The following is a 25,879-nucleotide window of genomic DNA, read 5'->3' as shown; positions in this document are numbered from 1 at the left end:
CGGGCCGGGCCCGCCCCCCCCTGGCCGCCCTCCCCCGCCGGGCGCTCTCGGTGGGGGTCCGCCGCCGCGCCCCCGGCGCGCCCCCCGCACGGCCGGTCAGACCGGCTGGCTGCCCTTCTTGGCCGGCTCCTCCTGCGCGGTCGCCAGACCCAGTGCGCGGCGCAGCGAGATGATCTCCTGGTCGCCCAGGTTGTCCTCGGCGAGGCCCAGTTCACGGCGGAGCGTGGCGTTGTCGGTGGACCGGGAGGCCGCCAGGTAGTGGTCGGACGCCGCCATCGACTTCGCGATCAGGCGGTCGACGGTCGCCTTGTCGGCGGTGTTCCAGTGCGCGGCCTTCAGCATGGTTGCCTGCTTGGTGGCGGCCACGCTCATGTCCTTGGCCCAGCTCCGGTACGCCTGCGGGTCGTCCTCGACCTCGACGTCCTCGTCCGGTCCCTTGATCCAGGCGCGGTCGAACTGGTTGGTGGCGTCGAGCAATTGACGCTGGTCGGTGGTCAGGGTGCTGGGGTACTTCTGCAGCGATCCGGTACGCCCGGTCTTGTCGCTGTTGCCCAGGAAGCAGACGATGCGGCGGCTGCTGGCCCAGCCCAGCCGGTCGGGATAGTAGTAGAAGGTCGACACCGCGTCCGGGATCGTCCAGGTGTCCGCCACGTAGGTGTCCAGGTGGGTCGGGCAGACCTCGTCGGCCTCCGCCTTCAGCGCGTCCTCGCCCGGGTACTTGTTGTCCTGCTTGCTGGTCGGCTGCGCCCAGTAGACCTCGCCGTCGTGCGAGGACGTGCAGTCCACGGGCTTGGCGTTGCCCGTCACGGTACGGTTGAAGCACTGACCGACCCGCAGCCGGAACGGCGAATCCGGCGTACCGGCGGCCGAGGTGGACGTCACGTGCGAGGGCCCGGAGCCGTCGTTCTCGAAGTCGTCGACACTGAAGGCGCCACCGATCACCGAGACGACGAACAGCACCATGCCGAGGCTGCCGGCCACGATGCCGGAGATGGCCAGCCCCTTGCCGCGCTCGCCGGTCCGCTTGATCTGGCGCAGCGCGCCGATGCCCAGGCCGATGCCGATGAAGCCGAAGTAGCAGCAGACGATGCCGACGATCAGCGAGGCGATGGCCAGGTTGTTGGTGTACAGCGACCGCTGCGGCACCGGGTACATCATCATCGGCCCGGTCGGCGCGCCCGGCGTCCCGGGCGGCGGGAACCCGCCCGTCCCCCACGGCTGCTGAACACCCGTCGGCGCCCACGGATTGCCCCCGGCCGCCACAGGCTCCCCGGGCGCGGCCGCGACCCACGGGTTCGCCACGGGCGGCACGGGCGCCATGGGCGGAACGGGCGCCGAACCGGCCGGCACGGCGCCAGGGGCGGGCGGCGCCCACGGGTTCACGGGCACGGGAGGCACGGCGGGCGGCTGCGGCGCGGCGGGCGGCTGCGGCGCGACGGGCGGCTGCGGCACGGCGGGCGGCTGCGGCACATCGACGGGCACGGGCGGAACTGACGGCACCTCGGACGACGAAAGCTCAGCCGACGACGACTCGGCAGCCCCGTCTCCCCCTGCGGCGGGAGCCGCCGCCTCGGGCGCGGCCGGCTGCTTGCTGAACGGGATCGCGGCCACCGGCGGGACACCCTCGGCATCCACGGGCGGCGCGGCCGGCTGCTTGCGGAGGGAAGTCCCGGCCACCGGCAGGGCCCCCTCGGCCTCCGGCATCGGCGCGGCCGGAGCTGACGCCACCTCGGCCGACGACGACTCGGCCGTCGCGGCTTCGACCCGCGCGCTCCCCTCCGCACCTGCGGCATGTGCGGCGTCGGGGCCGGCCTCCCCCGAGCGCTCCTGGTCGAACGACATGGGTGTTTCCCCCTTGGGGCGTGGAACTGTTCGACGGCTGCGCGAATATAGCGGACCGGTCCGTCACTCTCCCAACGAGTTCCCCGTCGGCGCCCCGGCGCTGCCCGCGCGACCATTGCATGCAATGCATACATCGCACTACGCTGCCGCTGTGCAGAGCGAGAGCACCCGCCGCAGCCTGCGGGAACTGATCCTGGACGGCCGCTACCCACCGGGGGCGCGGCTGGGCGAGGTGGAGGTCGCACAGACCCTGGGGGTGAGCCGCACTCCGGTCCGGGAGGCGTTCCGGGCGCTGACCGCGGACGGCCTGCTGGTCGCCGCCGGGCGCGGCGTCCGGGTGGTGGAGCTGTCCGCGGAGGAGCTGTCGCAGGTCTACCGGGTGCGGGCCGCACTGGAGGCGCTGACCGCCGAGCTCGCGGCCGAGCGGCAGCGGGCGGGCCGGCTGGCCCCGGCCGAGCTGGCCGACCTGGCGGCGCTCGCCTACCGCACTCACCGGGCCACCGTGGAGCGCGAGTTGACGGAGGCGGTGCGGCTGAACCGGCAGTTCCACCGGCGGGTCGCGGAGCTTGCCGCCAACCCCGTCGCGCTGCACGCGCTGGAGCGGCTGTGGGACCAGATCCAGGTCTCCACCCACCGTTCTCTGCACGCGCCCGACCGCACCGCCCTGGTGGACGACCAGCACCGTGAGCTGCTGGCCGCCGTCACCGCCGGGGATCCGGCCGCTGCCGGGGCGGCCGCCCGGCGGCACGTCCTGGACACCTGCGCCGCCGCCCGGCCGCCCGAGAAGGAGTGACCCGATGGCCCTGTCCCACCACTACGCGGTCCGTGTCGACTGGACCGGCAACCTCGGTACCGGTACCGACACCTACCGCTCGTACTCCCGCGACCACGACATCTCCTCGGACGGGGTGCCGACCCTGCTCGGCAGCGCCGACCCGACGTTCCGCGGCGACCGTTCGCGGTGGAACCCGGAGCAGTTCCTGCTGGCCGCGCTCGCCCAGTGCCACATGCTGTCGTACCTGTCGCACTGCGCGCGCAACGGCGTGACGGTGCTGTCCTACACGGACGAGGCGGAGGCCACCATGGAGACCTCGGGCGGCGGTGGCCACTTCACCGGGGCGATGCTGCGGCCCCGGGTGGAGATCGCCGAGGAGTCGATGCGCGAGCAGGCCGAGGCCCTGCACGGCCCGGCGGGCCGGGACTGCTTCATCGCCTCCTCGGTGAACTTCCCGGTCCACCATGAGCCCGTCGTCACGGTGCGGTCCACTGCCTGAGGTGGCGTCAACTCCTGTTCTGTAGCTGGCTATAGGGTTTCCGGTGAGGCTGGCACCAGGAAAAAGACGGAGGCCTGGGGGATCGATCCGGGCGGCGCGGCGGCGAAGACTTGCGGCCATGCGAATCACTCATCGAGGCGCCGCCCTCGCCGCCGCCACCACCGTCCTGCTCGGCCTGACGGCACCGCTCGCCGCCGGAGCGTCCGCCGCCGACCGCCCCGACCGCCCTGCCTGGGGCGCGTGCGCGGGCGGCCCGGCGGACGGGCGCCAGCTGTGCGCCGAGATCACCGTCCCGGTCGACTACGCGCAGCCCGACGGGCCGTCACTGTCGCTGGCCGTCTCCCGGATCCCCGCCGCCCGGCCCGATCAGCGGCGCGGGGTGCTGGTCATGATCCCGGGCGGTCCTGGCGGCTCCGGTCTGAACGGGCCGAGCAGCGCCGTGAAACGGCTGCCCCGGTCGGTGCTCGACCGGTACGACCTGATCGGCTTCGACCCACGCGGCGTCGGCCGGTCCAGCCCGGTCTCCTGCGGGCTGGACTACGCCGACCTGGCGCCCGGCAAGCTGCTGCCCTGGCCCGCGCCCGACGGCCACGGCGGCGATGCCGGCCTGACCACTGCCGAACGCATCGCCGACCACTGCGCGGCGAACGGCGGCCCGGTGCTGCACAGCATCACCACCCGGAACGAGGCGCGGGACATCGACCGGATCCGGCAGGCCCTCGGCGAACGCCGGATCTCCGCCTGGGGCGTCTCCTACGGCACCTACGCGGGCGCCGCGTACGCGACGATGTTCCCCAACCGCACCGACCGGATCCTGCTGGACAGCAACGACAACCCTGATCCGTTTCGGGCCGAACGCAGTTGGCTGGCCGCCTTCGCCACCGGCGCGGAGGACCGCTTCCCGGATTTCGCGGCCTGGGCGTCCTCCCCCGAGGCGGGCGAGTTCCGGATCGCCGACACCCCCGAGCAGGTCCGCACCGCCTACCTGACGGCCGCCGAGCAGTTGGACGCGGCCCCGCTGCCCTGGCCCGGCCACAACCCGGGCGTACTGGACGGCAACGGCCTGCGCGGCACGCTGCTGAACGGCCTGTACGCGGACACCAAGTTCCCGGCCGTGGCCGCCCTGCTCCAGGCCGCCCAGGGCCACCGCCCCCTGCCCGACCCGGGCCCCGCGCCGGACGCGGCGGCGCTGGCGCAGCTGCAGAGTTCCACGGCGGTCACCGTGGCCACCCTGTGCAACGACGTCGCCTGGCCGCACGACCTCGGCTCGTACGCCGCGGCGGTGGCCGCCGACCGGATCGCGCACCCGCTCACGGCCGGCATGCCGGTGAACGCCACTGCCTGCGCGTTCTGGCACTGGCAGCCCGCCGAGCCGCCCATGCGGGTCACCGACGACGGGCCGTCCAACGTGCTACTGGTGCAGAACCTGCGCGACCCGGCCACGCCTTACTCGGGGGCGCTCAAGCTGCGCACGGCGTTCGGCGACCGGGCCAGGATGGTCACGATCGACTCCGGCGGCCACGGCGCCTACCTCGCCCACGGAAACGCCTGCGGCGACGCACTGGTGACGGAGTTCCTGACCACCGGCCACCGCCCGGCCCGGGACGCGTTCTGCCCGAAGGCCGGGTGAGGCCAGTGCGATTCGCTCAGCGCGGGCCTCACCGGAGCCAGCCCGCCCAGCGCGGCCCCGGCCGGCGCGGGCACCACCAACGCGGGCACGCCGGCGTGGACCCGACCGGCCCGACCACGGCCAACGCATGCCACGGCCAGCGTGAGCCCGACCCGCGCGGACCTGGCCGACGCGGGCACGACCAACACGCACCCGACCGGCCCCACCACGACCAACGCGCACCCGACCCGCGCAGCCACGACCAACACGCACCCGACCGGCCCCACCACGACCAACGCGCACCCGACCCGCGCAGCCACGACCAACGCGCACCCGACCCGCGCGGACACCGCCAACACGCACCCGACCGGCCCCACCACGACCAACGCAGCCACGACCAACGCGAACCCGACCCGCACGGACCGACCCGCACGGACCCGGCCGACGCGGGCACCGCCGACGTGGACCCGACCGGCCCGACCACGGCCGGCGCAGCCCCGGCCGGTCCGCCCGCGGCCAACACCACCCCGGTCTGCCCGGCGCCCCCGACCGGTATTACCCCGGTCTGCCCGGCGCCCCCGACCGGTATTACCCCGGTCTGCCCGGCGCCCCCGACCGGTACCACCCCGGTCTGCCCGGCGCCCCCGACCGGTACCACCCCGGTCTGCCCGGCGCCTCCGGCCAGTGCGCCCCCGGCCGGAGCGCGCCCGGCCAGCCGACCCTCGGCCGGCCCGCCCTCGGCCGGCCCGCCCTCGGCCGGAGCCGGTGCGTCGGGCTGTGCCCGGTTGTCAGCCCAGGTCGCGGCGGTGCAGCCCGGTCAGGCCCGCCGCGGCGGCGAGTGCGGCCAGGGCGGTGATCCACAGCAGCGGCGCGGCGGTGAACGTCCCGCCGGGCAGGTGCGGCAGGTGCGTGAAGGGCGACAGGTTGAGCACCCACTGCGGCAGTTGCAGGATCGGGCCGAGCCAGGCGACCAGTACGAACGCGCCGAATCCGGCCCAGCCGGCCGCCGTCCAGCGCGGCAGCAGGCCGTACACGGCCAGGGCCACGGCGGCGGTCAGCCACACCGCGGGCAGCTGGACCAGCGTGCCGCCGAGCATCCGGGCGACGGCGTCGCCCGTCCCGTGGCCGGCGGCGTCGCCGAGCACGGCGCCCTGCGCCAGCCCGGCGGTGGCGCCGGCGGCGGCCAGCAGCACGGCGGTGCCGAACAGCGGGAACAGCAGGTGTCCGCCCGCCCAGCGCAGCCGGGAGACGGTGCCCGCCAGTACGGGTTCGGCCCGGCCGGCGCTCTCCTCGGCGCGCAGCCGCAGCACGGACTGCACGGCGTACACGGCGGCGATCATCCCGAACACCCCGGCGATGGCGGACAGGTAGGCGTTCAGCACGCCCTGCTGTCCGCCGAGCCGGGCCATCATGTCGGCCATCTGCTGGTTGTCGCCGACCAGGTCGACCACGCCCTTGGCGACGCTGCCGAACACCGCGCCGCCCGCGGCGAAGGCCAGCGTCCAGCCGAGCAGGGCGCCGCGCTGCAGGCGGCGGGCCAGTGCGCCGGCGTTCGCCAGGCCGGGTGCGGCGACGGCGGGGCCGGGGCGCTGCGGGAGCAGTCCGGCGCCCAGGTCGCGGCGTTCGACCAGGGTGCGGGCCAGCGCGGTGAGCAGCACGGCCCCGCCCAGCGGCAGCGCCAGCACCCACCAGCGGTCGCCGGCGAACGCGCGGACCTGTTCGCTCCAGCCGATCGGGGAGAGCCAGCTCGCCCAGCCCGTGCCGCTGCCGGAGTCGCCGACGGCGCGCAGCACGAAGGCGATACCGATCCCCGCCCCGGCCAGGCCGTTGGCGGCCCGCCCGGTCTCGGCGACCTGCGCGGTGACGGCGGCCAGCGCGGCGAAGAACACTCCGGTGGCGCCGAGCGCGAGGCCGAACGCCAGCGCCCCGGTCAGGGCCTGACCGGCCGCCAGCAGCGCGATCGTCACCAGCGCGGCCAGCGCGGCGTTCGCGGTGAGGGCGGTGGCCAGGGCGGCGGTCAGTGGGGCGCACCGGCCGACGGCGCCGGCGCCGATCAGTTCGAGCCGGCCGTCCTCCTCCTCGGCGCGGGTGTGCCGCACCACCAGCAGGGTGGACATCAGCGCCGCCAGCACCGCCCCGAACACGCCCATCCGCCACGCGGTCAGCCCGCCGATGGTGGAGCCGTCGAAGATCGGGCCGTACAGGGCGCGCAGCGAGCCGTTGCCGTCGATGCTGGCCGCGAAGGTCCGGCGGGAGGCCTCGTCGCTGTACAGCGTGCGGAAGGAGAAGGCGGTGGAGGCGACCATGCCGGTGCCGATGTACACCCACACCGGCAGGGCGATGCGGTCGCGGCGCAGGGCGAGGCGGTAGAGGGTGCCGGTGCCGGTCAGCGCGTAGCCGCTCATCGGGCTGCCGCCGTCGAGGGGGTGTCGGCCGCGTTCTCGTAGTGGCGCAGGAAGAGTTCCTCCAGCGTCGGCGGCCGGCTGGTGAGACTGTGGACGCCGACGGCGGTGAGCTCGGTGAGCAGGGTGCCGAGCTGCTCGGTGTCGACCTGGCAGCGCAGCCGGTTGCCGTCGATGGTCAGGTCGTGGGCGTAGGCGGGGCGCGGCGGCGGTCCGGTGAGGACGGCGTCCACCGAGGTGCGGGTGAGGTGGCGCAGCTCGTCGAGGGTGCCGGTCTCCACGGTGCGCCCGGCCCGGATGATCGACACCCGGTCGCAGAGCGCCTCCACCTCGGACAGGATGTGGCTGGACAGCAGCACCGTGGTGCCCCGCTCGCGGGCCTCGGCGACGCACTCGCGGAACACCTCCTCCATCAGCGGGTCCAGGCCGGAGGTGGGCTCGTCCAGGATCAGCAGGTCGGCGTCGCCGGCGAACGCCGCGACCAGCGCGACCTTCTGCCGGTTGCCCTTGGAGTAGGCGCGGCCCTTCTTGGTGGGGTCCAGCTCGAAGCGCTCCAGCAGTGCGGCCCGGCGGGCCGGGTCGAGTCCGCCGCGCAGCCGCCCGAGCAGGTCGATCGCCTCCCCGCCGGAGAGGTTGCGCCACAGCGTCACATCGCCCGGCACGTAGGCGATTCGGCGGTGCAGCGGGACGGCGTCGCGCCACGGGTCGCCGCCGAGCAGGGTGGCGGTGCCGGAGTCGGCGCGCAGCAGTCCGAGCAGAACGCGGATGGTGGTGGACTTGCCCGACCCGTTGGGGCCGAGGAACCCGTGAACCTCGCCCTGCTCGACCGTGAGGTCCAGTCCGTCCAGGGCGCGGGTGCGGCCGAAGGTCTTCACCAGGCCGGACACCGAGATGGCGGTCGTCATGGGCTCGACGCTACTCTGGTTTCACAAATCCGTGAAGTCACCGAAGGTCCCGGATCTTCGCATGGCCGCCGAAGGTGTGTGAAGGTGGGCGGACGCCCGCCCGGGCGGTGTCGGGGAGGGTTCTGATGGTGCAGGCGAGCGAGGTGGGCGACGTGGACGCGCGACGGGATCCGGTGGACGCGCGGCGGGATCGGGCGGCGGTGTCGGAGTTCGTGGAACGGTTCGCCACCGTGCTCGCGGACGCCGGGTTCCCCCGGATGTCGGCCCGGGTGTTCACCGCCCTGCTGACCGCCGACTCCGGACGGCTGACCTCCGCCGAACTGGGCGAACTGCTCCAGATCTCCCCCGCCGCCGTCTCCGGCGCCGTCCGCTACCTGACCCAGGTCGACCTGGTCAGCCGGGAGCGCGAGCCCGGCACCCGCCGGGACCGCTACCGCGTCCACGACCACGTCTGGTACGAGGCCACCGCCAACCGCGACCACACGCTGTCCCGCTTCGAGTCCAGCCTGGTCGAGGGCGTCGACGCACTCGGCCCGGACACCCCGGCCGGTCAACGCCTCGCCGAGTCCCTGGAGTTCTTCGCCTTCCTGCGGGTCGAGATCCAGGAGATGCTGCAGCGGTGGCGCGACCGCCGGGAGTGACGGACCGTCAGCCCCGGCCTACTGCCGGTGCTCCTGCATGCGCGGGCCCCGCAAGCCCACAGCGGCAGCACCATCGGCGTCACACTCATCGCCACTCCCCCCGTTCACCGTTCGAACGAGGGGAGGTTGCTCCGCAGTCGGCGCGGTGTGGACGGTCAGGCCGCAGCAGTCTCCTGGCTTCGCTTCAGGCGCGGGCCCAGCCGTCCCCACAGCGGCATCGACAGGGCCAGCAGGGCCAGTACGGCGCCCAGGACCTCGGTGGTGAACGCCCGGCCGTCCGGGTCGGGGGCGCCCGCGATCGACTCCACCCGCCCGGCCGGGTCGAAGGTGACGCTGAGGCGGTCACCGACCCGGTATTCGGACGAGCGGAGCCGGCCCTGGAGGTCCCGGCCGTCGGCGGCCCGCAGCTCACAGGACGGGCGGCTCTTCCTGCCCTCGCCCGGAGTGACGGCGATGACCTCGGCGACCGTCCGCTCGCCGTCCCGATGATCATTCGGATCAAGAGGGACGCTACTCCTGCCCGGAAGCCGCCCTCAGCCGGGTTACCCGGCTGCGACCGCCGGGCGCCGCTGCGGGCGGCGGCCCGCCCAGAACGGGAGGGAGACCAGCAGCGCGACCAGCGCGGCGCCCACGCCCTCGGTCCGGTGCACGGGGGTGGCCGCGTCGAGGGGTTCCCGGATCGGGGCCTGCCGGTCGGTCGGGTCGGCGGTCACCGTCAGCTGACCGCCGACGCGGAGGTCGCACGCCGCCACCGGGTGGCGGACGGCGGTGCCGTCGGGCCGGCTCACCTCGCAGGAGGGGAGGTGGGTGCCGCTGCGCGGGTGGACGGCGGTGACGGTGACGACGATCTGCTGCCCGTTCTCGGCCAGCGCGGCGGTCCGGACCGCCGCCATCCCGACCAAGCTCAGCCAGAGCGCCAGTCCCCCGGCGACGAACGCCGCCACTCCTCCGCCGGGGGTGCGGTAGTTCAGCGCGACCACCAGGATCATCGCGGTCGGCGTGACGGTGTGCAGCAGCTCGACGCCCTCCGAGCCGCCGAACCACCAGGTCAGCAGGCCGGTCGGCACCGCGCAGCAGAGCAGGGTGAGCAGCGCGTACAGCGACCCGCGCCAGGGCCGACCGGTGCCGGTCTTCTCGTTCATCGCGTCCTTCGTGTCGATCTTGACGCGGGACGTTACCGGCGACCGGGCGGGCTGTCAGCCGAGATACGCGGGGGCGACGGCGGAGTGCACCAGCACCGCCGGGGCGCCGGTGCCGTCGGCGGGGACGGTCCACAGGTCGGAGCCGTAGTCGCCGGGCAGCGAGTACAGCAGGGTGTGGCCGTCGGACCAGAGCGCCTGGTCGTCGATGTTGCGCTGCTCGGCGGTCGCGGTCTCGGCCATGGTGGCGAGGTCGAGGATGTACAGCCGCCACGGCGCGGCCGGGTCGGCGCCGGCCACCCGCTTCTTGTAGGCGACCCGGGTGCCGTCCGGGGAGAGCGCGGGGCACTCGACGTTCTGGTGCAGGGTGGTCAGGGTGCGGGCGGCGAGGTCGCCCTGCACCAGGTGGGTCTGGCCGCCGGTGGCGACCGTCGCATAGAAGCGGTTGTCGTCGGCGGCGAAGGTGACGCCCCAGACGTTGAGGTCGGACGCCTGCACGGGGTGACCGTCCTTCAGCACCTGGAAGGTCTCCAGGTTGTCGTAGAACTGCCAGCTGCGGGTGTCGACGATCGCGGTGCGGGTGGAGAAGTTGGTGCCCGCGTAGGAGTCGCCGCTGACGAACACCGTCCAGCCGGCCAGGTGTCCCGACGGCGAGACCCGGGCGCGGGTGGGGATGCCGGGCGCGGGGAAGCGCTTGATCTCGTGCAGCGAGGCGTCGAGTACGGACGCGTGGTAGGTGTCGTCGAGCGCGCCGTGCTCGGCCTGCAGGCAGATACCGGTGCCGGCGGCGGCGTGGAAGCGCAGGCACTTCACGCCGGACGCGGTGCGGGCGCCGTCCGGGTGGTCGGCGGGCAGCGCGGCAACCTCGTCCCGGTGCGGGCCCCAGGCCAGGTTGCGCAGCAGCAGTTGACGTCCCGTCGGCTCCAGCGTCACCGCGCCCGCGCGCACCGGCGGCCCGCCGGCCTGCTCCTGGTTGCGCCGGTCCGCCCGGCCGGCGGCGTACCGGACCGCGAACGTCCCGACCCCGGCCAGCAGCACCACGGCGACCGCCAGCACCACCACCTTGCGCCGCAACGAGGCGCCCCCTGCCGGGGGTTCGGGCGCTTCGGAGTCCGGTTCGACGACAACGGGAGCGGTCATGTGGGGTGCCCTCCGGGCGAGTTGACGGGCGAGAAGGAAGGAGACGAACCGAGCGAGCAGCCTTGCCGCGTGCCCTACGGGCGGGGGTTCGTGGGCGGGAGTTCGTCGGTGGGGGTTCGTGGGCGAGGGTGCGCGGGTCGCAGCTCATGGGCCGGTCGTGGCGCGTCAGCCGGTCGTGGCGGTCGGACGGAGCAGGCGGGTGGCCGCGAGGGCGGCGGCGGCCAGGGACAGGGCGGTGACGGTGAGGGCGGCGCGCGGGCCCCACAGCGTCCAGGCGGCGCCGAAGGCGAGCGAGCAGGTGAAGCGGGCGAGCGCCTGGCCAGTGCCGACCAGGGCCTGTCCGGCGCCCTGTTGGCCGTCGGGGACGGTCGCGGCGGTGGCGGCGGCGAGCACCCCGTCGGTGGCGGCGTAGAAGGTGCCGTGCAGCAGCAGGACCAACACGGCGGCGCCCGCGCCGCGCAGCGGGGAGAGCACCACGCCGTACCCGCCGAGCAGCACGGCGTGGCCGGCCAGGAAGAGGGTGCGGCGGCCGATCCGGTCGGCGATCACCCCGAGCGGGACGGCCAGGGTCAGGAAGACGGCGGCGGTGCCGAGCGGCAGCAGCGGGAACAGGTGGGCGGGCAGGCCGAGTCGGCGTTGCAGCAGCAGGTACAGGAAGGAGTCGCTGACGGTGGTGAGGCCGAGCAGCACGGCGGCCAGGGTGAGCCGGCGCAGCGCGGGGCGGCGCAGCAGGGCGAGCGCGTCCCGCAGGGTGGGGCGCGGCCCCGGGCCGGTGGCTACCGGAGTCGTCCGGCCCGGCACGAACAGCACCAGCAGCAGCACGCCGAGCACCGCGACGCAGCCGGAGACGGTGAACACCGCGCTGTAGCTGGCGCGTTCGGCCCGGTCGTCGGCGATCCGCAGCACCGCGAAGGCGAGCAGCGGGCCGAGCAGCGCGCCGGTGGTGTCCATCGCCCGGTGCACGCCGAACGCCCGGCCGCGGTGCTCGGGCGCGGTGGCCAGCGAGATCATCGCGTCCCGGGGTGCGGTGCGCAGGCCCTTGCCGGTGCGGTCGATCGCGAGGACGCCGCCGATCAGCGGCACGGTGTGGACCAGCAGCAGCAGTGGCTTGCACAGCGCGGACAGGCCGTAGCCGATCCCGGCGACAAGCTTGTGGCCGCGCGGGCTGCGGTCGGCGAGGTGGCCGCCGAGCAGCCGGACCAGCGCGCCGACGCCGTTGTTGATGCCGTCGAGCAGGCCGAAGCCGAGCGGGGACAGGCCGAGCGCGGTGACCACGTACAGCGGCAGGACCGCGCTGACCATCTCGGAGGAGATGTCGGTGACCAGGCTGACGGCGCCGAGCGCGAGCACGGTGCCGGGGACGGCGGCGCGCCGCCCCCGGGGGGGGGCCCGGGCGGGGGCCCCCGCGCCCCAGAGGAGGCCGCGGCGGAGGGTGCCGGTGACGGGCACGGCGCGGTCGGTCCTGGTGGAGCGGGCGTCCGCGAGGTACATCCGGCGTCAGTTCCAGATGCCGGTGATGTCGGAGGCGGAGGCGGCGTTGCCCGCGTGGGCGCTCAGGCCGGCCAGGTCCTCCAGGGTGCGCAGCACGTTGTAGTGGTTGTAGGTGGTGGAGCTGGTGGAGTGGGGGATCACGTGCTGGCCGTAGACCACGGTCGGGATGCGGTTGCCGGAGAGGCTGTTGTCCTCGTCGAAGGTGACCACCAGCAGGCTGTTGTGGGTCTGCGCCCAGGTGGCGTACGCGCCGAGGTTGTTCTTGATCCAGGTGTCGCCGGTGGAGACCGAGCAGTCGTGCATGTCGCTGCACAGGTTCGGCACCACGAAGGAGACCTTCGGCAGCGTGGTGTAGTCGGTGGGGAACTGGGCGAAGGTGTAGGCGGTGTTGGTCGGCACGTTGGAGAAGCCGAACCACGGGTTGTGCTTCTGCGCGTACTTGCCGCTGGAGCAGACCGTGGAGCCCTGGCTGGGCAGGGTCTCGTTGTAGGAGCCCCAGCTCTTTCCGGCGGTGATCAACTCGGAGGCCAGGTTGGGCGCGGTCATCGAGCCGACGCTGACGCAACTGTCGTCGGTGCGACCCTGGTTGGAGCCGGAGAACAGCATGTAGTAGTTCGGCTCGGACGGGTGGGTCAGGCCGTAGGACTGGGTGAGGTTGGCGCCGCCGGCCACCAGGGTGCCGTTCAGGTACGGGGCGCTGGAGCTGCCGATCACCTGGCTGTAGGCGTGGTTCTCCATCACCACGACGACGACGTGGTCGGGCGCGGGCAGTGCGGCGGCCTGTGCGGTGGAGCCGGTGGCGGCCCACAGGCCGAGCGAGGCGGCGGCGAGAGCGACGGTGCTTCCGAGCGCGGTCAGGCGGCGCTTGGTGCGGCGGCTGAGCGGTGCGGCAGTCATGGCGAGGTCCCTCCGGGGCAAGGAACGTGCGGGACAGGGCGGTTGGAGCACGCTTGGTGGAGCGCCGGAAACCCTAGGCGGGGGCGGTGGCCGACGAGCCTTTTGACAGGTTAAGAACAAGCGAACGCTTGGTCGGCCGACAAGGCCGCCCCGGTGCTTTTCGGCCAGCGGAGCGGCGCGGCTCACACCTGCCCCGATTGACCCGCCTCGGACCGACATGGTGGGATCTTTCCGGCCCGGCGCGCACGACCGGCACGGGGAACGAGGAACGGGAGGGCCTGGCGTGACAAGCCGGCCGTCCGCCCCCGCGCTCCCCCTCCGGGTGGTGCTCGGGCTCGGGCTGCGCCGCGGCACCCCCGCCGCGGAACTGCTCCGCACCGCCGACGCCGCACTCGCCGCCCGCGGCCTCGACCGCTCCGCCGTCGCCCTGGTCGCCACCCTGGACAGCAAGCTCGCCGAGCCCGGACTGCGCGCCGCCGCACGGGAGTTGGGCGTCCCCCTGATCGGCCACCCCGCCGCCGTGCTGGCCGCCGTCCCGGTCGCCGGCTCCGCCCGGGTGGCGGCGGCGGTCGGCACCCCGAGCGTCGCGGAGGCCGCCGCGCTGGCCTCGGCCGGACCGGGCGGCCGCCTGCTGGCGCCCCGCCACGCCACCGCGACCGCCACCGCGGCCCTCGCCGCACCCACCCAGGAGGCCACCAGGTGAACACCGAGCCCGATCTGCGCCATCACGGCGACGCCGAAGTCCGCTCCTCGGGCCTGGTGGACCTCGCGGTGAACGTCCGCACCGGCACCCCGCCGCCGTGGCTGCGCGCGCACCTCGCCGCGACCCTGGACACGCTGGCCGCCTACCCGGACGGCTCCGCGGCCCGCGCCGCCGTCGCCGCCCGGCACGGCCGCCCCGTCGCCGAGGTGCTGCTCACCTCCGGCGCGGCCGAGGCGTTCGTGCTGCTCGCCCGGGTGCTGCGGCCGCGCCGCGCGGTGGTGGTGCACCCGCAGTTCACCGAACCGGAGGCGGCGCTGCGGGACGCCGGGCACGCCGTCCACCGGGTCCTCCTCACGCCGGAGCAGGGCTTCCGCCTGCTGCCCGGGGCGGTTCCCGAGGACGCCGATCTGGTGGTGGTCGGCAACCCCACCAACCCCACCTCCATCCTGCACCCGGCCGCCGCACTCGCCGAACTCGCCCGGCCCGGGCGGACCCTGGTGATCGACGAGGCGTTCATGGACACCGACCCGGGCGAGACCCAGACCCTCGCCGGGGCCCGCGACCTGCCCGGCCGGGTGGTGGTGCTGCGCAGCCTCACCAAGACCTGGGGCCTGGCCGGTCTGCGGATCGGCTACCTGCTCGCCCCCGCCGACCTGGTCGCCGACCTCGCCGCCGCGCAGCCGCTGTGGCCGGTCTCCACTCCCGCGCTGGCCGCCGCCGAACTCTGTTCCGCCCCCGCCGCCCTCGCCGAGGCCGACGCCGCCGCCCGCGCCACCGCACTGGACCGCGAACACCTGCTGAAGGGCCTCGCCGCACTCCCGGACGTCCGGGTGCACGGCGACCCCGCGGCCTCCTTCGTCCTGATCCAACTCCCGGACGCCGCCGCCGTCCGCGACCGCCTGCGCACCGCCGGCTTCGCCGTCCGCCGCGGCGACACCTTCCCCGGCCTCGGCCCCGACTGGCTGCGCCTGGCCGTCCGCGACCGCGACACCACCGACCGCTTCCTCACCGCCCTGGCGGCCGCGATCGACGGCTGACGCCGCGTCAGTGCAGCTCGACCTGGTCCCCGGCCTCCACCGTGCCGGGGGCGAGGACCTGCGCGTACACCCCCAGGCACGGCAACGGCCCCATGCCGGGCAGCGGTTCGACCCGGTTGAGCCGGGCCGGACGGCGCAGCGCCTCCGGATCGGCGGGCAGCGCGCCGTGCGCGAGGGTGGGGACGGCGCAGCGGGGGCTGGCGGCGATCAGCCGCAGGCGCAGGTCCGGGCCGAGGGTGAGCTCGCGGCCGACCCAGGCGTTCTCCTCGAACGGCGCCCCGTCCGTCTCCAGGACCAGATTGGGGCGGTACCGAACCGCCGGCGCGCCGGCCAGCGTGGCGGTGGTGACCAGGTGCAGCGGGGCGAAGTCGAAGAAGCTGCCCGGGGCGGCGGCCTTGCCGAAGTCCTGGACGGTGTACTCCACTTCGGCCTCGATGCCGTCCGCCAGCACCTGTTCGGGCAGCGAGCGCAGCAGCACCGATCCGGGCGGCCGTTCGTCGATCAGCCGGACGGGGCGGCCCAACAGCGCGCTGATCCCGTCCTCGTCCAGCTCGCCGCCGTCGGGGCCGGTGATCCGCACACCGTCGTCCTTGGTCTCGGCGCTCAGCGTCAGCAACTGCCGCCAGGTGCGCGGCTGTTTGGCGCTGGCGATCCGGCCGGTGGTCACGTCCAGCAGGGCGCGGCGGCGGTCGCCCTCGACGCCGCGTTCGTCGATCCGGGCCCGGACGATCTCCTCGCCGAGCATCGACTTCACGGGGTGGCGGTACAGCGCGGCGACCCTCACCGGCCGATCTCCTCGGCCCAGCGCCGGAGTTGGGCGAAGTGCTCGGGCTGCAGCCCGTACCGGTGGTCGATCTTCAGGGTGAGCGCCGGGCCCGGATGGTTGGCGGCGATCCACTCGGTGTCCTGCGGCTCGATCTCGTCGTCCACCCACGCGAACGGCTGCTGATCGGCCCAGGTCACCAACTGCCGGGTCTTCCAGTGCAGCCCGTCCGGGTCGCCGTGGTGCATCGACTCCCAGTTCACGTACGGGAATTTGGGCAACCCGAGCAGCGGCGCCAGATGCTCGTCCGCCTCCGCCCGCCACGCCGTCGCCCACACCAGGCTGAACGGCAGCGCCAGCAGCGCCGGCCCGTGCTCGGGGTGCAGCCAGACCCGCAGCGGCTTCGGATTGCGCACCCCCTGATCGAGCTGCCGCTGCCGCCACATCTGCGACTCCACCCGGTGCGTCCGGTAGCCCCTGGGCCGGCGAAACCCCCCGTACGGTGCTATCGGCCCGTCAACATCCAGCATCAGCAGCGGACGGTCCCCCATGTGCCCCTCCTCGGTACGCGGTACTCGGTGCCGGATTCTCCCCCGCCCCCGCCCCGCCCGGCCACCACTTTCGCTCAGGAGCCCCGCGCGGCCCGCCAGTTGCGGGCGGCGGCGATGCGGCGGGTGGCGCTGGGGTGGGTGGCGAGGAGGAGTTCGAGGGCGCGTGGGGGGTTGGGGTCGGAGACGTTGGCGACTGCGAGGCGGCGTTGCATGGCGATGAACTGGTCGGTGTCGCCGGTGAGTTCGAGGGCGTGCCGGTCGGCGCGGGTCTCGATCCGGCGGCTGACCGCGCACTGGGCGGGGACGCTGGCGGCGCCGAGCAGGGCGGCGAGGGCCGCGAGCAGCGGCAGGGAGCGCGGGTCCTGCGGGTTTGCGGCGCCCGCCGCGTCCAGCAGTGGCTGCCAGGCGAGGAGCGCGGCCAGGACCGGCACCACGACGGCCGCGCCGAGCGCGCCCAGGACGGTGCCGGTGGCGACGTCGCGGTGCTTGACGTGGCCGAGTTCGTGCGCGGCAACGAGTTCGATCTCGCGGGGGTCGGCGGTCTCCAGCAGGGTGTCGTAGACCACGATCCGCCGGGTCGGGCCGAAGCCGGACACGTACGCGTTCAGCGCGGTGGTGCGGCGGGACGCGTCGGCGACCAGCACGTCGCGCACCGCGATGCCGTCGCGGCGGGCCAACTCCAGGAGTGCGGTGCGCAGTTCGCCCTCCGGCATCGAGGAGAAACGGTTGAACAGCGGCTCGAACACCAGCGGGTGCAGGAACGACATCGCGACCGTCAGCAGCGCCGCCGCCAGCGCGCCCGGCACCCACCAGCCCGTCGGCGAGTGCCCGATCAGCGCGTACAGGCCGAGCGTCAGCGGCAGGAACAGCGCCAGGGTCACCGCCGTGCCGCGCGCCGCGTCCACCGCCCAGCCCTTCCAGCCCTGGGTGACCAGGCCGAACCGGGCCCGGGCCGTCCGGACCTTGGCCGAGAACGGCAGCGTCACGGCCCGCCCGAGCAGCACCAGCGCCGCGCTCCCGCCCAGCACCTCGGCCGCCCAACTGCCCCCGAACCAGCCGCCGACCGCCGTCACCAGCCCCGCCCCGGCCGCCGTGAACCCGAGCACGGCCGACAGCGCCAGCGAGGCGAGCTGACCGCCGAGCGCCCACGGCAACTGCGCCCGCCGCAGCGCCCGCCCACGAGCCACCTCCTGCGGGGTGAAGTCGCCGGACGGGTCGGGGGGCGGGGTGTCGGCCATACCTCCAGCGTAGTGACCCGGCGCCCCGTCAGACCCCCGCGTGCGGCGCCGTCCTGCGCCGGGCAAGCCGTCGCACCGCCAGGCCTCTGCGCGCAGCCACCACCCCGCACCGACCACAGGGCCGGCCGTCAGGCCGTCAGTGCCGCCGTGAGCCAGCCGAACACCGGGGCAGCGACGGCGGCACCGGCCGGCCGTTGATCCGGGCGAGCAGTTCCCAGTAGCGCTCCGCCCGGGGGTCGCCCGCCACCTCCAGCCTGGTCAGCAGCCAGTCCCGCAGCGCGGCGTCGTCCGGCCGTCCGAACACCTCCGCGTAGCGGGCCGTGAGCCCGGCCACCACCTACGCGGCCTGCGCCGAGCCCGGTTCGAGGCCGGCCGAGAGCGCGCCGCCGACGGCCTCCCGGACCTGCTCGGTCAGCTCGTGGTGCAGTCCCGTGGTGTCGCCGGCGGCGCGTTCCGCCGCCTGGTAGGTGGCCATCCGCCGCAGCGAGGCGCGGAACTCCCCGTCCCGGGTCAGCTCGGCGAGCTCCGCCCACGCGGTCAGCTGCGTGGCGCTCGGCTCCTCCGGAAGTTCCGGCACTGTCGTCCGGAGCAGTTCCACCAGTTCGGGGTTGGCGTCCACCGCGCCGAAGGTGTCGTCGGCGAACTCCTCGAACATTCGGCGGCGTTCCTCGTCGGACAGCCTCGCCAGTCGGTGCATCAACGCGATCTCCTCTCCTTCGCTTCCCTGTTCGGCGACCGCGTGGAGCACCGCCCGGCGCAGCCGCAGGGCGCGGATCTGCACGTCCAGGGCGTCCGCGTGGGCCCGCGCCACCTCGCCGACCGCGGTCTCCCGGTCCAGCACCCGGCGGATCGTGCCCAGGTCGAGCCCCAATTCGCGCAGGGTGCGCACCAGTTCCAGCCGCGCCACGGCCCGTGCCCCGTACCGCCGGTACCCGGCCGGGCTGCGGTCCGTGGACGGCACCAGCCCGGTGTCCGAGTAGAACCTGATGGTCTTGACCGTCAGCCCGGTCCGCCGCGCCAACGCCCCGATCGTCACGAGCTCCTCGCCGTCCATGACCCCACTGTGCGGTCTCCCCCCACGGGAGACTCAAGCCGAATATCCCTTCGGCCGGAGCCACCGGTCCGGCCTACGATGGCCGGATGGTGGGCGAGGAGAGTCTGCGGACAGCACTGGAGTTCCGTCGCGGGTTCGCCCGCAGGCAGGCCGACGAGGTGGTCGAACTGCCGGGCGGGTTCGCGGTGTTGAGCGAGAGGTACCGGCATTCGCACGAGCACAACCAGCTGATCCTGGACGCCCCGCCGAGCGGGGTGGACGTGGCGGGGCTGGCCGAGGAGGTGCTCGGGCATCTGGGGCACCGGCGGATCGCGGTGTTCGACGACGCGTCCGCGCAGGCACTGTCCCCGGGCCTGGTCGCGGCCGGGTACCGGCACGAGGTCGAGGTGGTGATGGTCCACCAGGGGCCGGTGCCCGCTCCCGGCGGCGCGGACCAGGTCGAACTTGCCGACCTGGCGCCGATGCTGGACCGGCAGTGGCGCAGCTGGCTGCCGTGGGCCCCGGACGACGCGATCGAGCAGCTGGTGTCGCGGCGCACGGCCCGCAAGGCCGGCGCGGGCCGGGTGCTGATCCTGGCGGCGCGGGACGAGGACGGCGAGTTCGGCTCCTGGGTGGACCTGTACCAGGACGCGTCGGGCACCGCACAGATCGAGGACCTGGCGACGGCGGAGCACCGGCAGCGCCGCGGCCTCGCGGACCGGGTGCTGACCACCGCCCTGCACCTGGCCGCCGAGCAGTCCCCGGACGGCCTGCGTTTCCTGGTCGCGGACGCCGAGGACTGGCCGCAGCACTGGTACGCCCGCCGCGGTTTCGTGCCGGTCGGCCGCACCCACGGTTTCGTCAGGATGTAGCGTCGAGCAACACGACGGCGCCCGCCGATCCCCCCGAGCAGGGGTTCGGCGGGCGCCGTCACGCGGGGCGGATCAGACCTGGCCGGCCTTCTCCAGGGCCTCGCAGCAGGTGTTGATCAGCAGGCGGGTGACCACGTACGGGTCGATGTTCGCGTTCGGGCGACGGTCCTCGATGTAGCCCTTCTGCTCCACCTCGACCTGCCACGGGATGCGGACCGAGGCGCCGCGGTTGGAGACGCCGTACGAGTAGACGTTCCACGGGGCGGTCTCGTGCTTGCCGGTCAGGCGGGACTGAATGTCGTCACCGTACTGGTTGACGTGCTCCAGCACCTTCTCCTGGGAGGCGCCGAGCGACTCGCAGGCGGTGATGATGGCGTCGTAGCCCTCGCGCATCGCCTTGGTGGAGAAGTTGGTGTGGGCACCCGCGCCGTTCCAGTCGCCACGGGCCGGCTTGGCGTCCAGGGTGGCGTCGATGCCGAACTCCTCGGCGGTGCGGTACAGCAGGTAGCGGGCGATCCACAGGTCGTCCGAGACGGTCAGCGCGTCGACCGGGCCGATCTGGAACTCCCACTGGCCGGGCATGACCTCGGCGTTGATGCCGCAGATCGCCAGGCCGGCGTCGATGCAGCGGTCGAGGTGCAGCTCGACGATCTCGCGGCCGAAGACCTCCTCGGCACCCACGCCGCAGTAGTAGCCGCCCTGCGGGGCCGGGTAGCCGCCCTCGGGGAAGCCGAGCGGGCGGGAGCCCTTGAAGAAGGTGTACTCCTGCTCGATGCCGAAGATCGACTCCTGGTCGGCGTAACGCTCGGCGACCTCGCGCAGCAGGGCGCGGTTGTTGGACTCGTGGGCGGTGCCGTTGGTCTCCAGCACCTCGCACAGCACCAGGATGTGCTCGCCACCGCGGATCGGGTCCTTGACGACGCGCACCGGGTCGAGGACGCGGTCCGAGGCGTGGCCCTCGGCCTGGTTGGTGGAGGAGCCGTCGAAGCCCCAGGTGGGGATCTTGTCCGCGTTCGGCAGGACCCGAGTCTTGGAGCGCAGCTTCGCGGTCGGCTTGGTGCCGTCGATCCAGATGTACTCGGCCTTGATTGCCATCGCGGTGAACCTCACTGCTCGGAACTGCTCGGGTGGTGGGTGCCTGGGTAGCCTCGCAAACCGCCGTTTCCCGGTTGTTCCTCCTATGTAACGCCCATGTGAACCAACGGTCCGCAGCGGTGTGCTCACCCTCGGGGAGGGTCCGCCCCGGAGGGTGAGCACACCACGGGCCCGAGGCCCGGGTTCAGCGGTGACGGGCGTGCGCGGCGCGCCGGCGGCGGGTCATCCACACGGCGGCCCCGCCGGCCACCAGCAGGGTGAAGCCGCCGGCGGCCATCGCGGTGGTGCCGGTCGAACCGGTGAACGCCAGCTCCTCGCCGGACTCCTTCGGCGCCGTGCGGTTCTGCGCCGTCCCGGGCGCGGAGCCGGACGGGCTCGGCGCGCCGGACGTGGCGGCGGCGGGCGCGACGGCCGCCACCGGCTTCTCGCAGGACACCGCGGCGACCGTCACCTTGCCGTCCACCTTGGCGACGTTCAGGTTCAGCGGGTTGATCGACACCTGGACCTCCAGCGCGGAGGCGGCGGCGGTGCTGCTGGTGACGGTCTTCTTCGAGAACTCGACGTCCACCGAGCCGATCGCCGGAACGTCCACGTGGGTGGGCGAGTTGAGGCCCACCGTCACCGACTTCCCGAGCACCGTCAGCTTCACCGGGGCGGTCACCTTGGCGGTCGGCTGCCCGTCCACGGGGCAGCTGACCTCGGTGCTCATCGCCTCCAGCCCGAGCAGCGTGGTCAGCGGCAGACCGGGGACGTGCACGTCCGCGCCGACCAGCTGCACCGAGGCGGTGGCCAGCTTGTCGTCCGCCTTGGTCACGGACTTGCCGACCTGCGCCTTCACCAGGTTCACCGGCTTCCCGTTGTCCACTCCGTCGACGGTCGCGGTGAGCATCGCCCCGTCCCGCTGGGCCGGCGACTCCACCTTGTTCAGCGCCACCTCGACGGGCACCTTCACCGCGTTCAACAGCGTGACGTTCAGGGCGAGTTCGGCCGTCACCGCACTCGCCTTCCCGGGCTTCGCGGGCGTACCCGCGTCGGCGGCGTGGGCCGGCAGCGGCAGCGCGACCGCGAGCGCGGAGACGGCCAGGGCGGACACGGCGACCGTGCGCAGAACAGACATGACAGGAACCCCCACACATGGTGAACGACAGAGCGCACCCGCGACCTCACCCGGCACACCGGCACGGAAAGGGGGCTCGCGCTCTCGACTGCCGCCAGTCTTCTCGAACCGTGCGTCACCCCAGCAACACGGAGCGTCAGTTCACTCCTTCGAGTGAGGTTGACGATCCGGACTGACCGTTTCCGAAGAGATTCCGGCACTCATCGGAGCCTTCCCACCGGTGCGGGAGGCGGGCAGAGTGAACACCATGACGGTGGGGACGATCATGTTGGCGGCGCCGCTCGGCTGTTGGCTGCTCGCGGCGCCGAAGGGGCGGGTCCGGCCGGTGATCGCGGCGGTGCTCGCGGCGGCGACGCTGGTCGCGGCGGCCGGAATGCTGAACCGGCTGCCCCAGCAGGTGCGTTGGACGAGCCTGGTGGGCGCCGGATTCGTCCTGGCCGTGGTGCCGCTGGTGGGTCTGGCCCTGGTGTGGCCCGTGCACAAGGGCGAGAGCGGCGACCGCCGGGGGTTCGCGGCCGCGTGGATGGTGGGCTGCGCGCTGCTGATCGGGGCGGCGACCTGGCTGTTCGGCTCGTTCCTGCGCGACAACGGGCGGCCCGCCGAGATCCCGGCCGCATCGGAGATGGCCCCGCTGCCGGCCGGGCTCCTGATCACCTCCGAACGCTCCGGCTGCGGCACCGGATCCGCGGACTTCTGCGAACACGACCTGCTCGTGGGCGGCGCCTCCGGCCAGCACCCCGCCCAGGTCCTCGACCAGGTCCGCGGCCACCTCACGGCCACCGGCTGGCCGCTGACCCCGAACGGGCAGGGCGGCTGGACGGCCTGCCGGACCCACGGCTCCCTGCTGGACGCCTACGAGGTGTGCGTGCACCTGACCGGCACCGACAGCGGCGCCACCGTCACCCTCGGCACCACCGACACATGGTGACCCGCCACGGGCACCCTTGACGGGCCGCACCGGCGGTGAACACTTGACCGCCGCGGTGCGTACTCACGGCTGGGGGGACGTGAAGCCGTCCGGTTTCACGTGAGCGTTTTCACCGAAGGAGGAGAGATGCTGCGCATCGTGGCGACAGGGCTCCTCACCGGCCTGCTCTGCCTCGGCGGTGCGGCCACCGCGATGGCGGCCGCAAATCCGAGCGGGACCGGGCCGCCGAACCAGTCCTGCCAGAGCTTCGAGACCCCCGGCACCGGCGCCGGGGCCCCCGGACACTCCGGTACCTCACCCGGCTCGGTCTTCAACGAGCCCGGCTTCGGCAGCACGAACGGCGGCACCGGCGGCGCGGCCTACAACAACGCGGGCGCCCCGTCCCAGTACGACGTCGCCTGCTTCCAGGTCGCCCAGCACTGACCCCACCGGCCCGGGCCCCGAACCCGGGCCACCCTTGTGCCGCGGGCGCCGCACAGCTTCCCACCCGGACAACGGCTTCATAGCTGGTCAAGTGCTTGTTCACTCCAGATGATCTTGCCGGTTTCGGTGTACCGGGTGCCCCATCGGTCGGCGAGTTGGGCGACGAGGAAGAGTCCGCGTCCGCCCTCGTCGGTGGTGGCGGCGTAGCGCAGGTGGGGTGCGGTGCTGGTGCCGTCGGAGACCTCGCAGACGAGGGCGGCGTCGCGGATCAGGCGCACGTGGATGGGCGGGGCGCCGTAGCGGACGGCATTGGTGACGAGTTCGCTGAGGATGAGTTCGGTGGCGAAGGCTTCGTCCTCGATGCCCCAGGCGTCGAGTTGGTCGTTGACCGCCGCGCGCACGTGGCCGACAGCGGCGGGGTCCTGGGGGACGTCCCACTCGGCGATGTTGCCGGGGCTGAGGGTGCGGGTGCGGGCGACCAGGAGGGTGACGTCGTCATTCTGGTGGGCGGGCGGCAGGCGGCGCAGGATGGCGGTGCAGGTCTCTTCCGGGGTGCGGTGCGGGCGGGCCACGCTCTCGCGCAGCAGCTGGAGGCCGCTCTCGATGCCCTGCTCGCGGCTCTCGACGAGTCCGTCGGTGTAGAGGACCAGGAGGCTGCCCGGCGGCAGGTCGATCCGGGCGGTCTCGTAAGGCAGAGCGGTCAGGCCGAGCGGATGCCCCTGGGGGATGTCCGGGTAGTAGGCGCTGCCGTCGGGGTGGACGACGACGGGCGGCGGATGGCCGGCGGTGGCCAGCGTGCAGTGACCGGCGGTGGGGTCGTAGATGGCGTACAGGCAGGTGGCGCCGGTGATGGTGTCCTCTGTGTCGGTGGTTTCCCGGTCGATGCGCTGGACGAGTTCGTCGAGGTGGCCGAGGAGTTCGTCCGGGGGGATGTCGAGAGCGGAGAAGTTGTGGACGGCGGTGCGCAGGCGGCCCATGGTCGCGGCGGCGTGGATGCCGTGTCCGACGACGTCACCGACGACGAGGGCGGCCCGGGTGCCGGGCAGCGGGATCACGTCGTACCAGTCGCCGCCGGCTCCTTCCTGGGCGGGCTGGTAGCGGTGGGCGACCTCCAGGGCGGCTTGCGGCAGCAATTCGCCGGGCAGCAGGCGGCGTTGGAGGGTGGCGGCGAGGGTGTGCTCGCGGGTGTACCGGCGGGCGTTGTCGATGCACAGGGCGGCGTGCGCGGTGAGATCCTCGGCAACGGAGCGGTCGTCCTCCTCGAAGGGTGCCGTGGTGTCGGCGCGCCAGAACTCGGCCACCCCGAGCATGATGCCGCGGGCCAGCAGCGGGGCCGCGATCATCGAGTGCACGCCGTAGTCCAGCAGGGCGCGGGCGGCGGGCGGGTCCTGTTCCTGCCACGCGGCGTCGTCGGTGAGACGGGGTGCGAGCCTGGAGCGTCCGGTGCCCAGGCTCCAGCCCTGGGGAGTGGCCCGGCCGAAGGCGATGGTGCGGCCGAGCGGGAAGAAGGGGGCGTCGTCGCGGATGCCGCCGAGCGCAACGCGGACCACCTCACGGCAGTCCCGCTCGGTGGGCTCTTCGCCCGCTACGACTCCGGGGGCCAGGTCGACGGTGACGAAGTCGGCGAACCGGGGCACGACTGCCTCGGTGAGCTCCTCGGCGGTGCGGGTCACGTCCAAGGTTGTCCCGATGGCGGTGCTGGCGTCGTGCACCAGGCGCAGGCGACCGCGTGCCTGCTCCGCCCGTCCCGACAGGCTGCGCAGTTCCGTGGTGTCACGCAGGGTGGCCACGCTGCCGGGCGGGCCGTCAACCTGGCCGGTCGGCCGAATGTTCACCGCCAGCAGCCGCTCTCCGGCTGCCACCACCTCGTCGCTGACCGTGGTGCCACCGGCCAGCAGGTCCGCCGTCGGCGGCTCCAGACCCAGCTCCCGCACCAAGCGGCCCTCGCAGTCGGGCGGCAGATCCAGCAGGCGCCGCGCCTCGTCGTTGGCGAGCACCACCCGGCCCTCGCCGTCGACGATCACGACGCCCTCGCGCACCGCGTGCAGCACAGCGTCGTGGTGCTCGTACATCCGGGTCATCTCAGCCGGCCCCAGGCCCCGGGTCTGCCGACTGAGCCTCCGGCTGATCAGGGCCGTCCCCAGCACCGACACCGCCAGCGCACCGGCAGCCCCAATGCTGAGGACGCGCACGCGCATGCCGACGACGCCGTTGATGTCGCTGATGTGGGTGCTCGCGGCCACCCATCCGACGAACCGGCCGTTGTCGTAGACCGGGACCCGGGCAACCATCTGCTTCCCACCGGCGCTGGTGTGCACGATTGCGAAGTTCGGATGGTCGCGGGACAGGGTGGGCAGGATGTTGGGCTCCAGCTTCGTTCCGACCCGGTACGGGTAGCGGTCGGTCACGCGGACGTACTGCGCGTCGATGACCTGGATGCCCGTGTCGCCCAAGGCTTGCGATGCTGCCAGGGCCTTGGGCTCGAGGATCGCAGACGGGTTGCTGGTGGCCAGTGCGGGCACCACCCCGGCCGAGTTGGCGAAGGTCTGCGCGACGGCCATCGCCCGGCTCCGGGCCCTTTCGTTGATGTCGTCGTGTGCCTGGACCAGCAGCTCCGCCAGGGCGGTCACGACCAGCAGCAGCACCACCACCAGCTGCATCACGAACACCCGGCCCGCGAGGCTGCGCGGGACGAGAAACGCCGCGCGCCGTCGCCGGCCGGAGCCGCCCCGATCAGTTGCAGAACCTGACGACTGCGGTTCTGCAGCCGCCTCTCCGC

23 protein-coding genes and 1 pseudogene are annotated in these 25,879 nt (G+C 73.8%); 9 read left to right on the top strand and 15 right to left on the bottom strand.

Annotation, left to right across the window (positions count from 1 at the left end):
- Positions 1–96 precede the first annotated feature (96 nt).
- Positions 97–1,842 carry a DUF4190 domain-containing protein gene (locus ACFV18_RS22925; protein ID WP_380486011.1) on the bottom strand — a complete coding sequence of 582 codons (1,746 nt, stop codon included), beginning with the start codon at positions 1,840–1,842 and terminating at the stop codon, positions 97–99.
- A gap of 151 nt (positions 1,843–1,993) precedes the next feature.
- Here ACFV18_RS22925 and ACFV18_RS22920 point away from each other — a divergent pair, with 151 nt between their 5' ends.
- The 3 genes from ACFV18_RS22920 to ACFV18_RS22910 all read left to right on the top strand — a co-directional run bounded on the left by ACFV18_RS22920 (position 1,994) and on the right by ACFV18_RS22910 (position 4,746).
- Entirely contained in the window at positions 1,994–2,635 is a 642-nt protein-coding gene (locus ACFV18_RS22920) for a GntR family transcriptional regulator (RefSeq protein ID WP_380486009.1), read from the top strand.
- A 4-nt stretch (positions 2,636–2,639) separates the two neighbouring features.
- On the top strand, positions 2,640–3,116 hold the full coding sequence (locus ACFV18_RS22915) for an OsmC family protein (RefSeq protein ID WP_380486007.1): 477 nt from the start codon (positions 2,640–2,642) through the stop codon (positions 3,114–3,116).
- Between the two features lie 118 nt (positions 3,117–3,234).
- Positions 3,235–4,746, top strand: a complete 1,512-nt coding sequence (locus ACFV18_RS22910; RefSeq protein ID WP_380486004.1) for an alpha/beta hydrolase — start codon at positions 3,235–3,237, stop codon at positions 4,744–4,746.
- A gap of 767 nt (positions 4,747–5,513) precedes the next feature.
- Here ACFV18_RS22910 and ACFV18_RS22905 read toward each other — a convergent pair.
- Together ACFV18_RS22905 and ACFV18_RS22900 are read right to left on the bottom strand one after the other, a co-directional pair.
- Entirely contained in the window at positions 5,514–7,130 is a 1,617-nt protein-coding gene (locus tag ACFV18_RS22905; RefSeq protein ID WP_380486002.1) for an ABC transporter permease, read from the bottom strand.
- A complete protein-coding gene (locus ACFV18_RS22900; RefSeq protein ID WP_380486000.1) occupies positions 7,127–8,032 on the bottom strand; it encodes an ATP-binding cassette domain-containing protein in 906 nt (301 codons plus the stop codon). Before ACFV18_RS22900 ends, ACFV18_RS22905 begins: the two co-directional genes overlap by 4 nt.
- A 125-nt stretch (positions 8,033–8,157) precedes the next feature.
- Between ACFV18_RS22900 and ACFV18_RS22895 the strand changes: the two genes are divergently transcribed.
- Positions 8,158–8,673 carry a GbsR/MarR family transcriptional regulator gene (locus ACFV18_RS22895; RefSeq protein ID WP_380485998.1) on the top strand — a complete coding sequence of 172 codons (516 nt, stop codon included), beginning with the start codon at positions 8,158–8,160 and terminating at the stop codon, positions 8,671–8,673.
- Between the two features lie 155 nt (positions 8,674–8,828).
- On the opposite strand, the gene ACFV18_RS22890 is transcribed toward ACFV18_RS22895, so the two are convergent.
- From ACFV18_RS22890 to ACFV18_RS22870, 5 genes are all read right to left on the bottom strand, one after another.
- Positions 8,829–8,981, bottom strand: a complete 153-nt coding sequence (locus ACFV18_RS22890) for a hypothetical protein (RefSeq protein ID WP_380485995.1) — start codon at positions 8,979–8,981, stop codon at positions 8,829–8,831.
- A 234-nt stretch (positions 8,982–9,215) separates the two neighbouring features.
- Positions 9,216–9,815, bottom strand: coding sequence for a hypothetical protein (locus ACFV18_RS22885; RefSeq protein ID WP_380485992.1), 600 nt, complete (start codon positions 9,813–9,815; stop codon positions 9,216–9,218).
- Between the two features lie 54 nt (positions 9,816–9,869).
- Entirely contained in the window at positions 9,870–10,952 is a 1,083-nt protein-coding gene (locus ACFV18_RS22880; protein WP_380485991.1) for a TolB family protein, read from the bottom strand.
- A gap of 165 nt (positions 10,953–11,117) precedes the next feature.
- The gene (locus tag ACFV18_RS22875; RefSeq protein WP_380485989.1) at positions 11,118–12,443 is read right to left on the bottom strand and encodes an MFS transporter; all 1,326 of its coding nucleotides are present in this window, start codon (positions 12,441–12,443) and stop codon (positions 11,118–11,120) included.
- A 6-nt stretch (positions 12,444–12,449) separates the two neighbouring features.
- Complete coding sequence (locus ACFV18_RS22870) at positions 12,450–13,340, bottom strand: alkaline phosphatase family protein (protein WP_380485987.1); 891 nt, start codon at positions 13,338–13,340, stop codon at positions 12,450–12,452.
- A 283-nt stretch (positions 13,341–13,623) separates the two neighbouring features.
- Here ACFV18_RS22870 and ACFV18_RS22865 point away from each other — a divergent pair, with 283 nt between their 5' ends.
- Both ACFV18_RS22865 and cobC read left to right on the top strand, forming a co-directional pair.
- A complete protein-coding gene (locus ACFV18_RS22865; RefSeq protein ID WP_380485986.1) occupies positions 13,624–14,043 on the top strand; it encodes a cobalamin biosynthesis protein in 420 nt (139 codons plus the stop codon).
- Positions 14,040–15,080: an Rv2231c family pyridoxal phosphate-dependent protein CobC gene (gene cobC, locus ACFV18_RS22860; RefSeq protein ID WP_380485984.1), complete on the top strand. Its 1,041-nt coding sequence runs from the start codon at positions 14,040–14,042 to the stop codon at positions 15,078–15,080. Before ACFV18_RS22865 ends, cobC begins: the two co-directional genes overlap by 4 nt.
- 7 nt (positions 15,081–15,087) lie before the next feature.
- On the opposite strand, the gene ACFV18_RS22855 is transcribed toward cobC, so the two are convergent.
- From ACFV18_RS22855 to ACFV18_RS22840, 4 genes and pseudogenes are all read right to left on the bottom strand, one after another.
- Positions 15,088–15,864 (bottom strand): MOSC domain-containing protein, encoded by a 777-nt coding sequence (locus ACFV18_RS22855; protein ID WP_380485982.1) that lies wholly within the window; start codon positions 15,862–15,864, stop codon positions 15,088–15,090.
- The gene (locus ACFV18_RS22850; RefSeq protein ID WP_380485981.1) at positions 15,861–16,394 is read right to left on the bottom strand and encodes a hypothetical protein; all 534 of its coding nucleotides are present in this window, start codon (positions 16,392–16,394) and stop codon (positions 15,861–15,863) included. The genes ACFV18_RS22855 and ACFV18_RS22850 overlap by 4 nt, the downstream gene beginning before the upstream one ends.
- Before the next feature lie 74 nt (positions 16,395–16,468).
- On the bottom strand, positions 16,469–17,632 hold the full coding sequence (locus tag ACFV18_RS22845; protein WP_380485979.1) for a M48 family metallopeptidase: 1,164 nt from the start codon (positions 17,630–17,632) through the stop codon (positions 16,469–16,471).
- Positions 17,633–17,760: 128 nt separating this feature from the next.
- A pseudogene (locus ACFV18_RS22840) lies at positions 17,761–18,686 on the bottom strand (MerR family transcriptional regulator).
- An 86-nt stretch (positions 18,687–18,772) separates the two neighbouring features.
- Between ACFV18_RS22840 and ACFV18_RS22835 the strand changes: the two are divergent.
- Positions 18,773–19,537: a GNAT family N-acetyltransferase gene (locus tag ACFV18_RS22835; protein ID WP_380485977.1), complete on the top strand. Its 765-nt coding sequence runs from the start codon at positions 18,773–18,775 to the stop codon at positions 19,535–19,537.
- Positions 19,538–19,609: 72 nt separating this feature from the next.
- Here ACFV18_RS22835 and glnII read toward each other — a convergent pair whose 3' ends face one another.
- On the bottom strand, positions 19,610–20,632 hold the full coding sequence (gene glnII, locus ACFV18_RS22830) for a glutamine synthetase GlnII (protein ID WP_380485976.1): 1,023 nt from the start codon (positions 20,630–20,632) through the stop codon (positions 19,610–19,612).
- 184 nt (positions 20,633–20,816) lie between these two features.
- Positions 20,817–21,749: an SCO1860 family LAETG-anchored protein gene (locus ACFV18_RS22825; protein WP_380485974.1), complete on the bottom strand. Its 933-nt coding sequence runs from the start codon at positions 21,747–21,749 to the stop codon at positions 20,817–20,819.
- 247 nt (positions 21,750–21,996) lie between these two features.
- On the opposite strand from ACFV18_RS22825, the gene ACFV18_RS22820 reads away from it, so the two are divergent.
- Together ACFV18_RS22820 and ACFV18_RS22815 are read left to right on the top strand one after the other, a co-directional pair.
- The gene (locus ACFV18_RS22820) at positions 21,997–22,677 is read left to right on the top strand and encodes a hypothetical protein (RefSeq protein WP_380485972.1); all 681 of its coding nucleotides are present in this window, start codon (positions 21,997–21,999) and stop codon (positions 22,675–22,677) included.
- Positions 22,678–22,803: 126 nt separating this feature from the next.
- On the top strand, positions 22,804–23,100 hold the full coding sequence (locus ACFV18_RS22815) for a hypothetical protein (protein WP_380485970.1): 297 nt from the start codon (positions 22,804–22,806) through the stop codon (positions 23,098–23,100).
- A gap of 77 nt (positions 23,101–23,177) precedes the next feature.
- Here the strand turns inward: ACFV18_RS22815 and ACFV18_RS22810 are convergent, their stop codons facing one another.
- Complete coding sequence (locus tag ACFV18_RS22810; protein WP_380486173.1) at positions 23,178–25,760, bottom strand: SpoIIE family protein phosphatase; 2,583 nt, start codon at positions 25,758–25,760, stop codon at positions 23,178–23,180.
- Between the last annotated feature and the right edge of the window lie 119 nt (positions 25,761–25,879).

The sequence above is a fragment of the Kitasatospora sp. NPDC059673 genome (genome assembly GCF_042734215.1).
GTDB lineage: Bacteria > Actinomycetota > Actinomycetes > Streptomycetales > Streptomycetaceae > Kitasatospora.
This window is presented reverse-complemented; position numbering and strand designations above follow the sequence as displayed.

Bases quoted from the DNA above. Each gene is read 5' to 3' on its own strand.
- ACFV18_RS22845 (WP_380485979.1), bottom strand. From the start codon at position 17,632: ATGGCCGACACCCCGCCCCCCGACCCGTCCGGCGACTTCACCCCGCAG.
- ACFV18_RS22885 (WP_380485992.1), bottom strand. From the start codon at position 9,815: ATGAACGAGAAGACCGGCACCGGTCGGCCCTGGCGCGGGTCGCTGTAC.
- ACFV18_RS22895 (WP_380485998.1), top strand. From the start codon at position 8,158: ATGGTGCAGGCGAGCGAGGTGGGCGACGTGGACGCGCGACGGGATCCG.
- ACFV18_RS22820 (WP_380485972.1), top strand. From the start codon at position 21,997: ATGACGGTGGGGACGATCATGTTGGCGGCGCCGCTCGGCTGTTGGCTG.
- ACFV18_RS22825 (WP_380485974.1), bottom strand. From the start codon at position 21,749: ATGTCTGTTCTGCGCACGGTCGCCGTGTCCGCCCTGGCCGTCTCCGCG.
- ACFV18_RS22925 (WP_380486011.1), bottom strand. From the start codon at position 1,842: ATGTCGTTCGACCAGGAGCGCTCGGGGGAGGCCGGCCCCGACGCCGCA.
- ACFV18_RS22835 (WP_380485977.1), top strand. From the start codon at position 18,773: ATGGTGGGCGAGGAGAGTCTGCGGACAGCACTGGAGTTCCGTCGCGGG.
- ACFV18_RS22905 (WP_380486002.1), bottom strand. From the start codon at position 7,130: ATGAGCGGCTACGCGCTGACCGGCACCGGCACCCTCTACCGCCTCGCC.
- ACFV18_RS22870 (WP_380485987.1), bottom strand. From the start codon at position 13,340: ATGACTGCCGCACCGCTCAGCCGCCGCACCAAGCGCCGCCTGACCGCG.
- ACFV18_RS22915 (WP_380486007.1), top strand. From the start codon at position 2,640: ATGGCCCTGTCCCACCACTACGCGGTCCGTGTCGACTGGACCGGCAAC.
- ACFV18_RS22850 (WP_380485981.1), bottom strand. From the start codon at position 16,394: ATGGGGGACCGTCCGCTGCTGATGCTGGATGTTGACGGGCCGATAGCA.
- ACFV18_RS22810 (WP_380486173.1), bottom strand. From the start codon at position 25,760: ATGCAGCTGGTGGTGGTGCTGCTGCTGGTCGTGACCGCCCTGGCGGAG.
- ACFV18_RS22880 (WP_380485991.1), bottom strand. From the start codon at position 10,952: ATGACCGCTCCCGTTGTCGTCGAACCGGACTCCGAAGCGCCCGAACCC.
- ACFV18_RS22900 (WP_380486000.1), bottom strand. From the start codon at position 8,032: ATGACGACCGCCATCTCGGTGTCCGGCCTGGTGAAGACCTTCGGCCGC.
- ACFV18_RS22815 (WP_380485970.1), top strand. From the start codon at position 22,804: ATGCTGCGCATCGTGGCGACAGGGCTCCTCACCGGCCTGCTCTGCCTC.
- ACFV18_RS22875 (WP_380485989.1), bottom strand. From the start codon at position 12,443: ATGTACCTCGCGGACGCCCGCTCCACCAGGACCGACCGCGCCGTGCCC.
- ACFV18_RS22910 (WP_380486004.1), top strand. From the start codon at position 3,235: ATGCGAATCACTCATCGAGGCGCCGCCCTCGCCGCCGCCACCACCGTC.
- glnII (WP_380485976.1), bottom strand. From the start codon at position 20,632: ATGGCAATCAAGGCCGAGTACATCTGGATCGACGGCACCAAGCCGACC.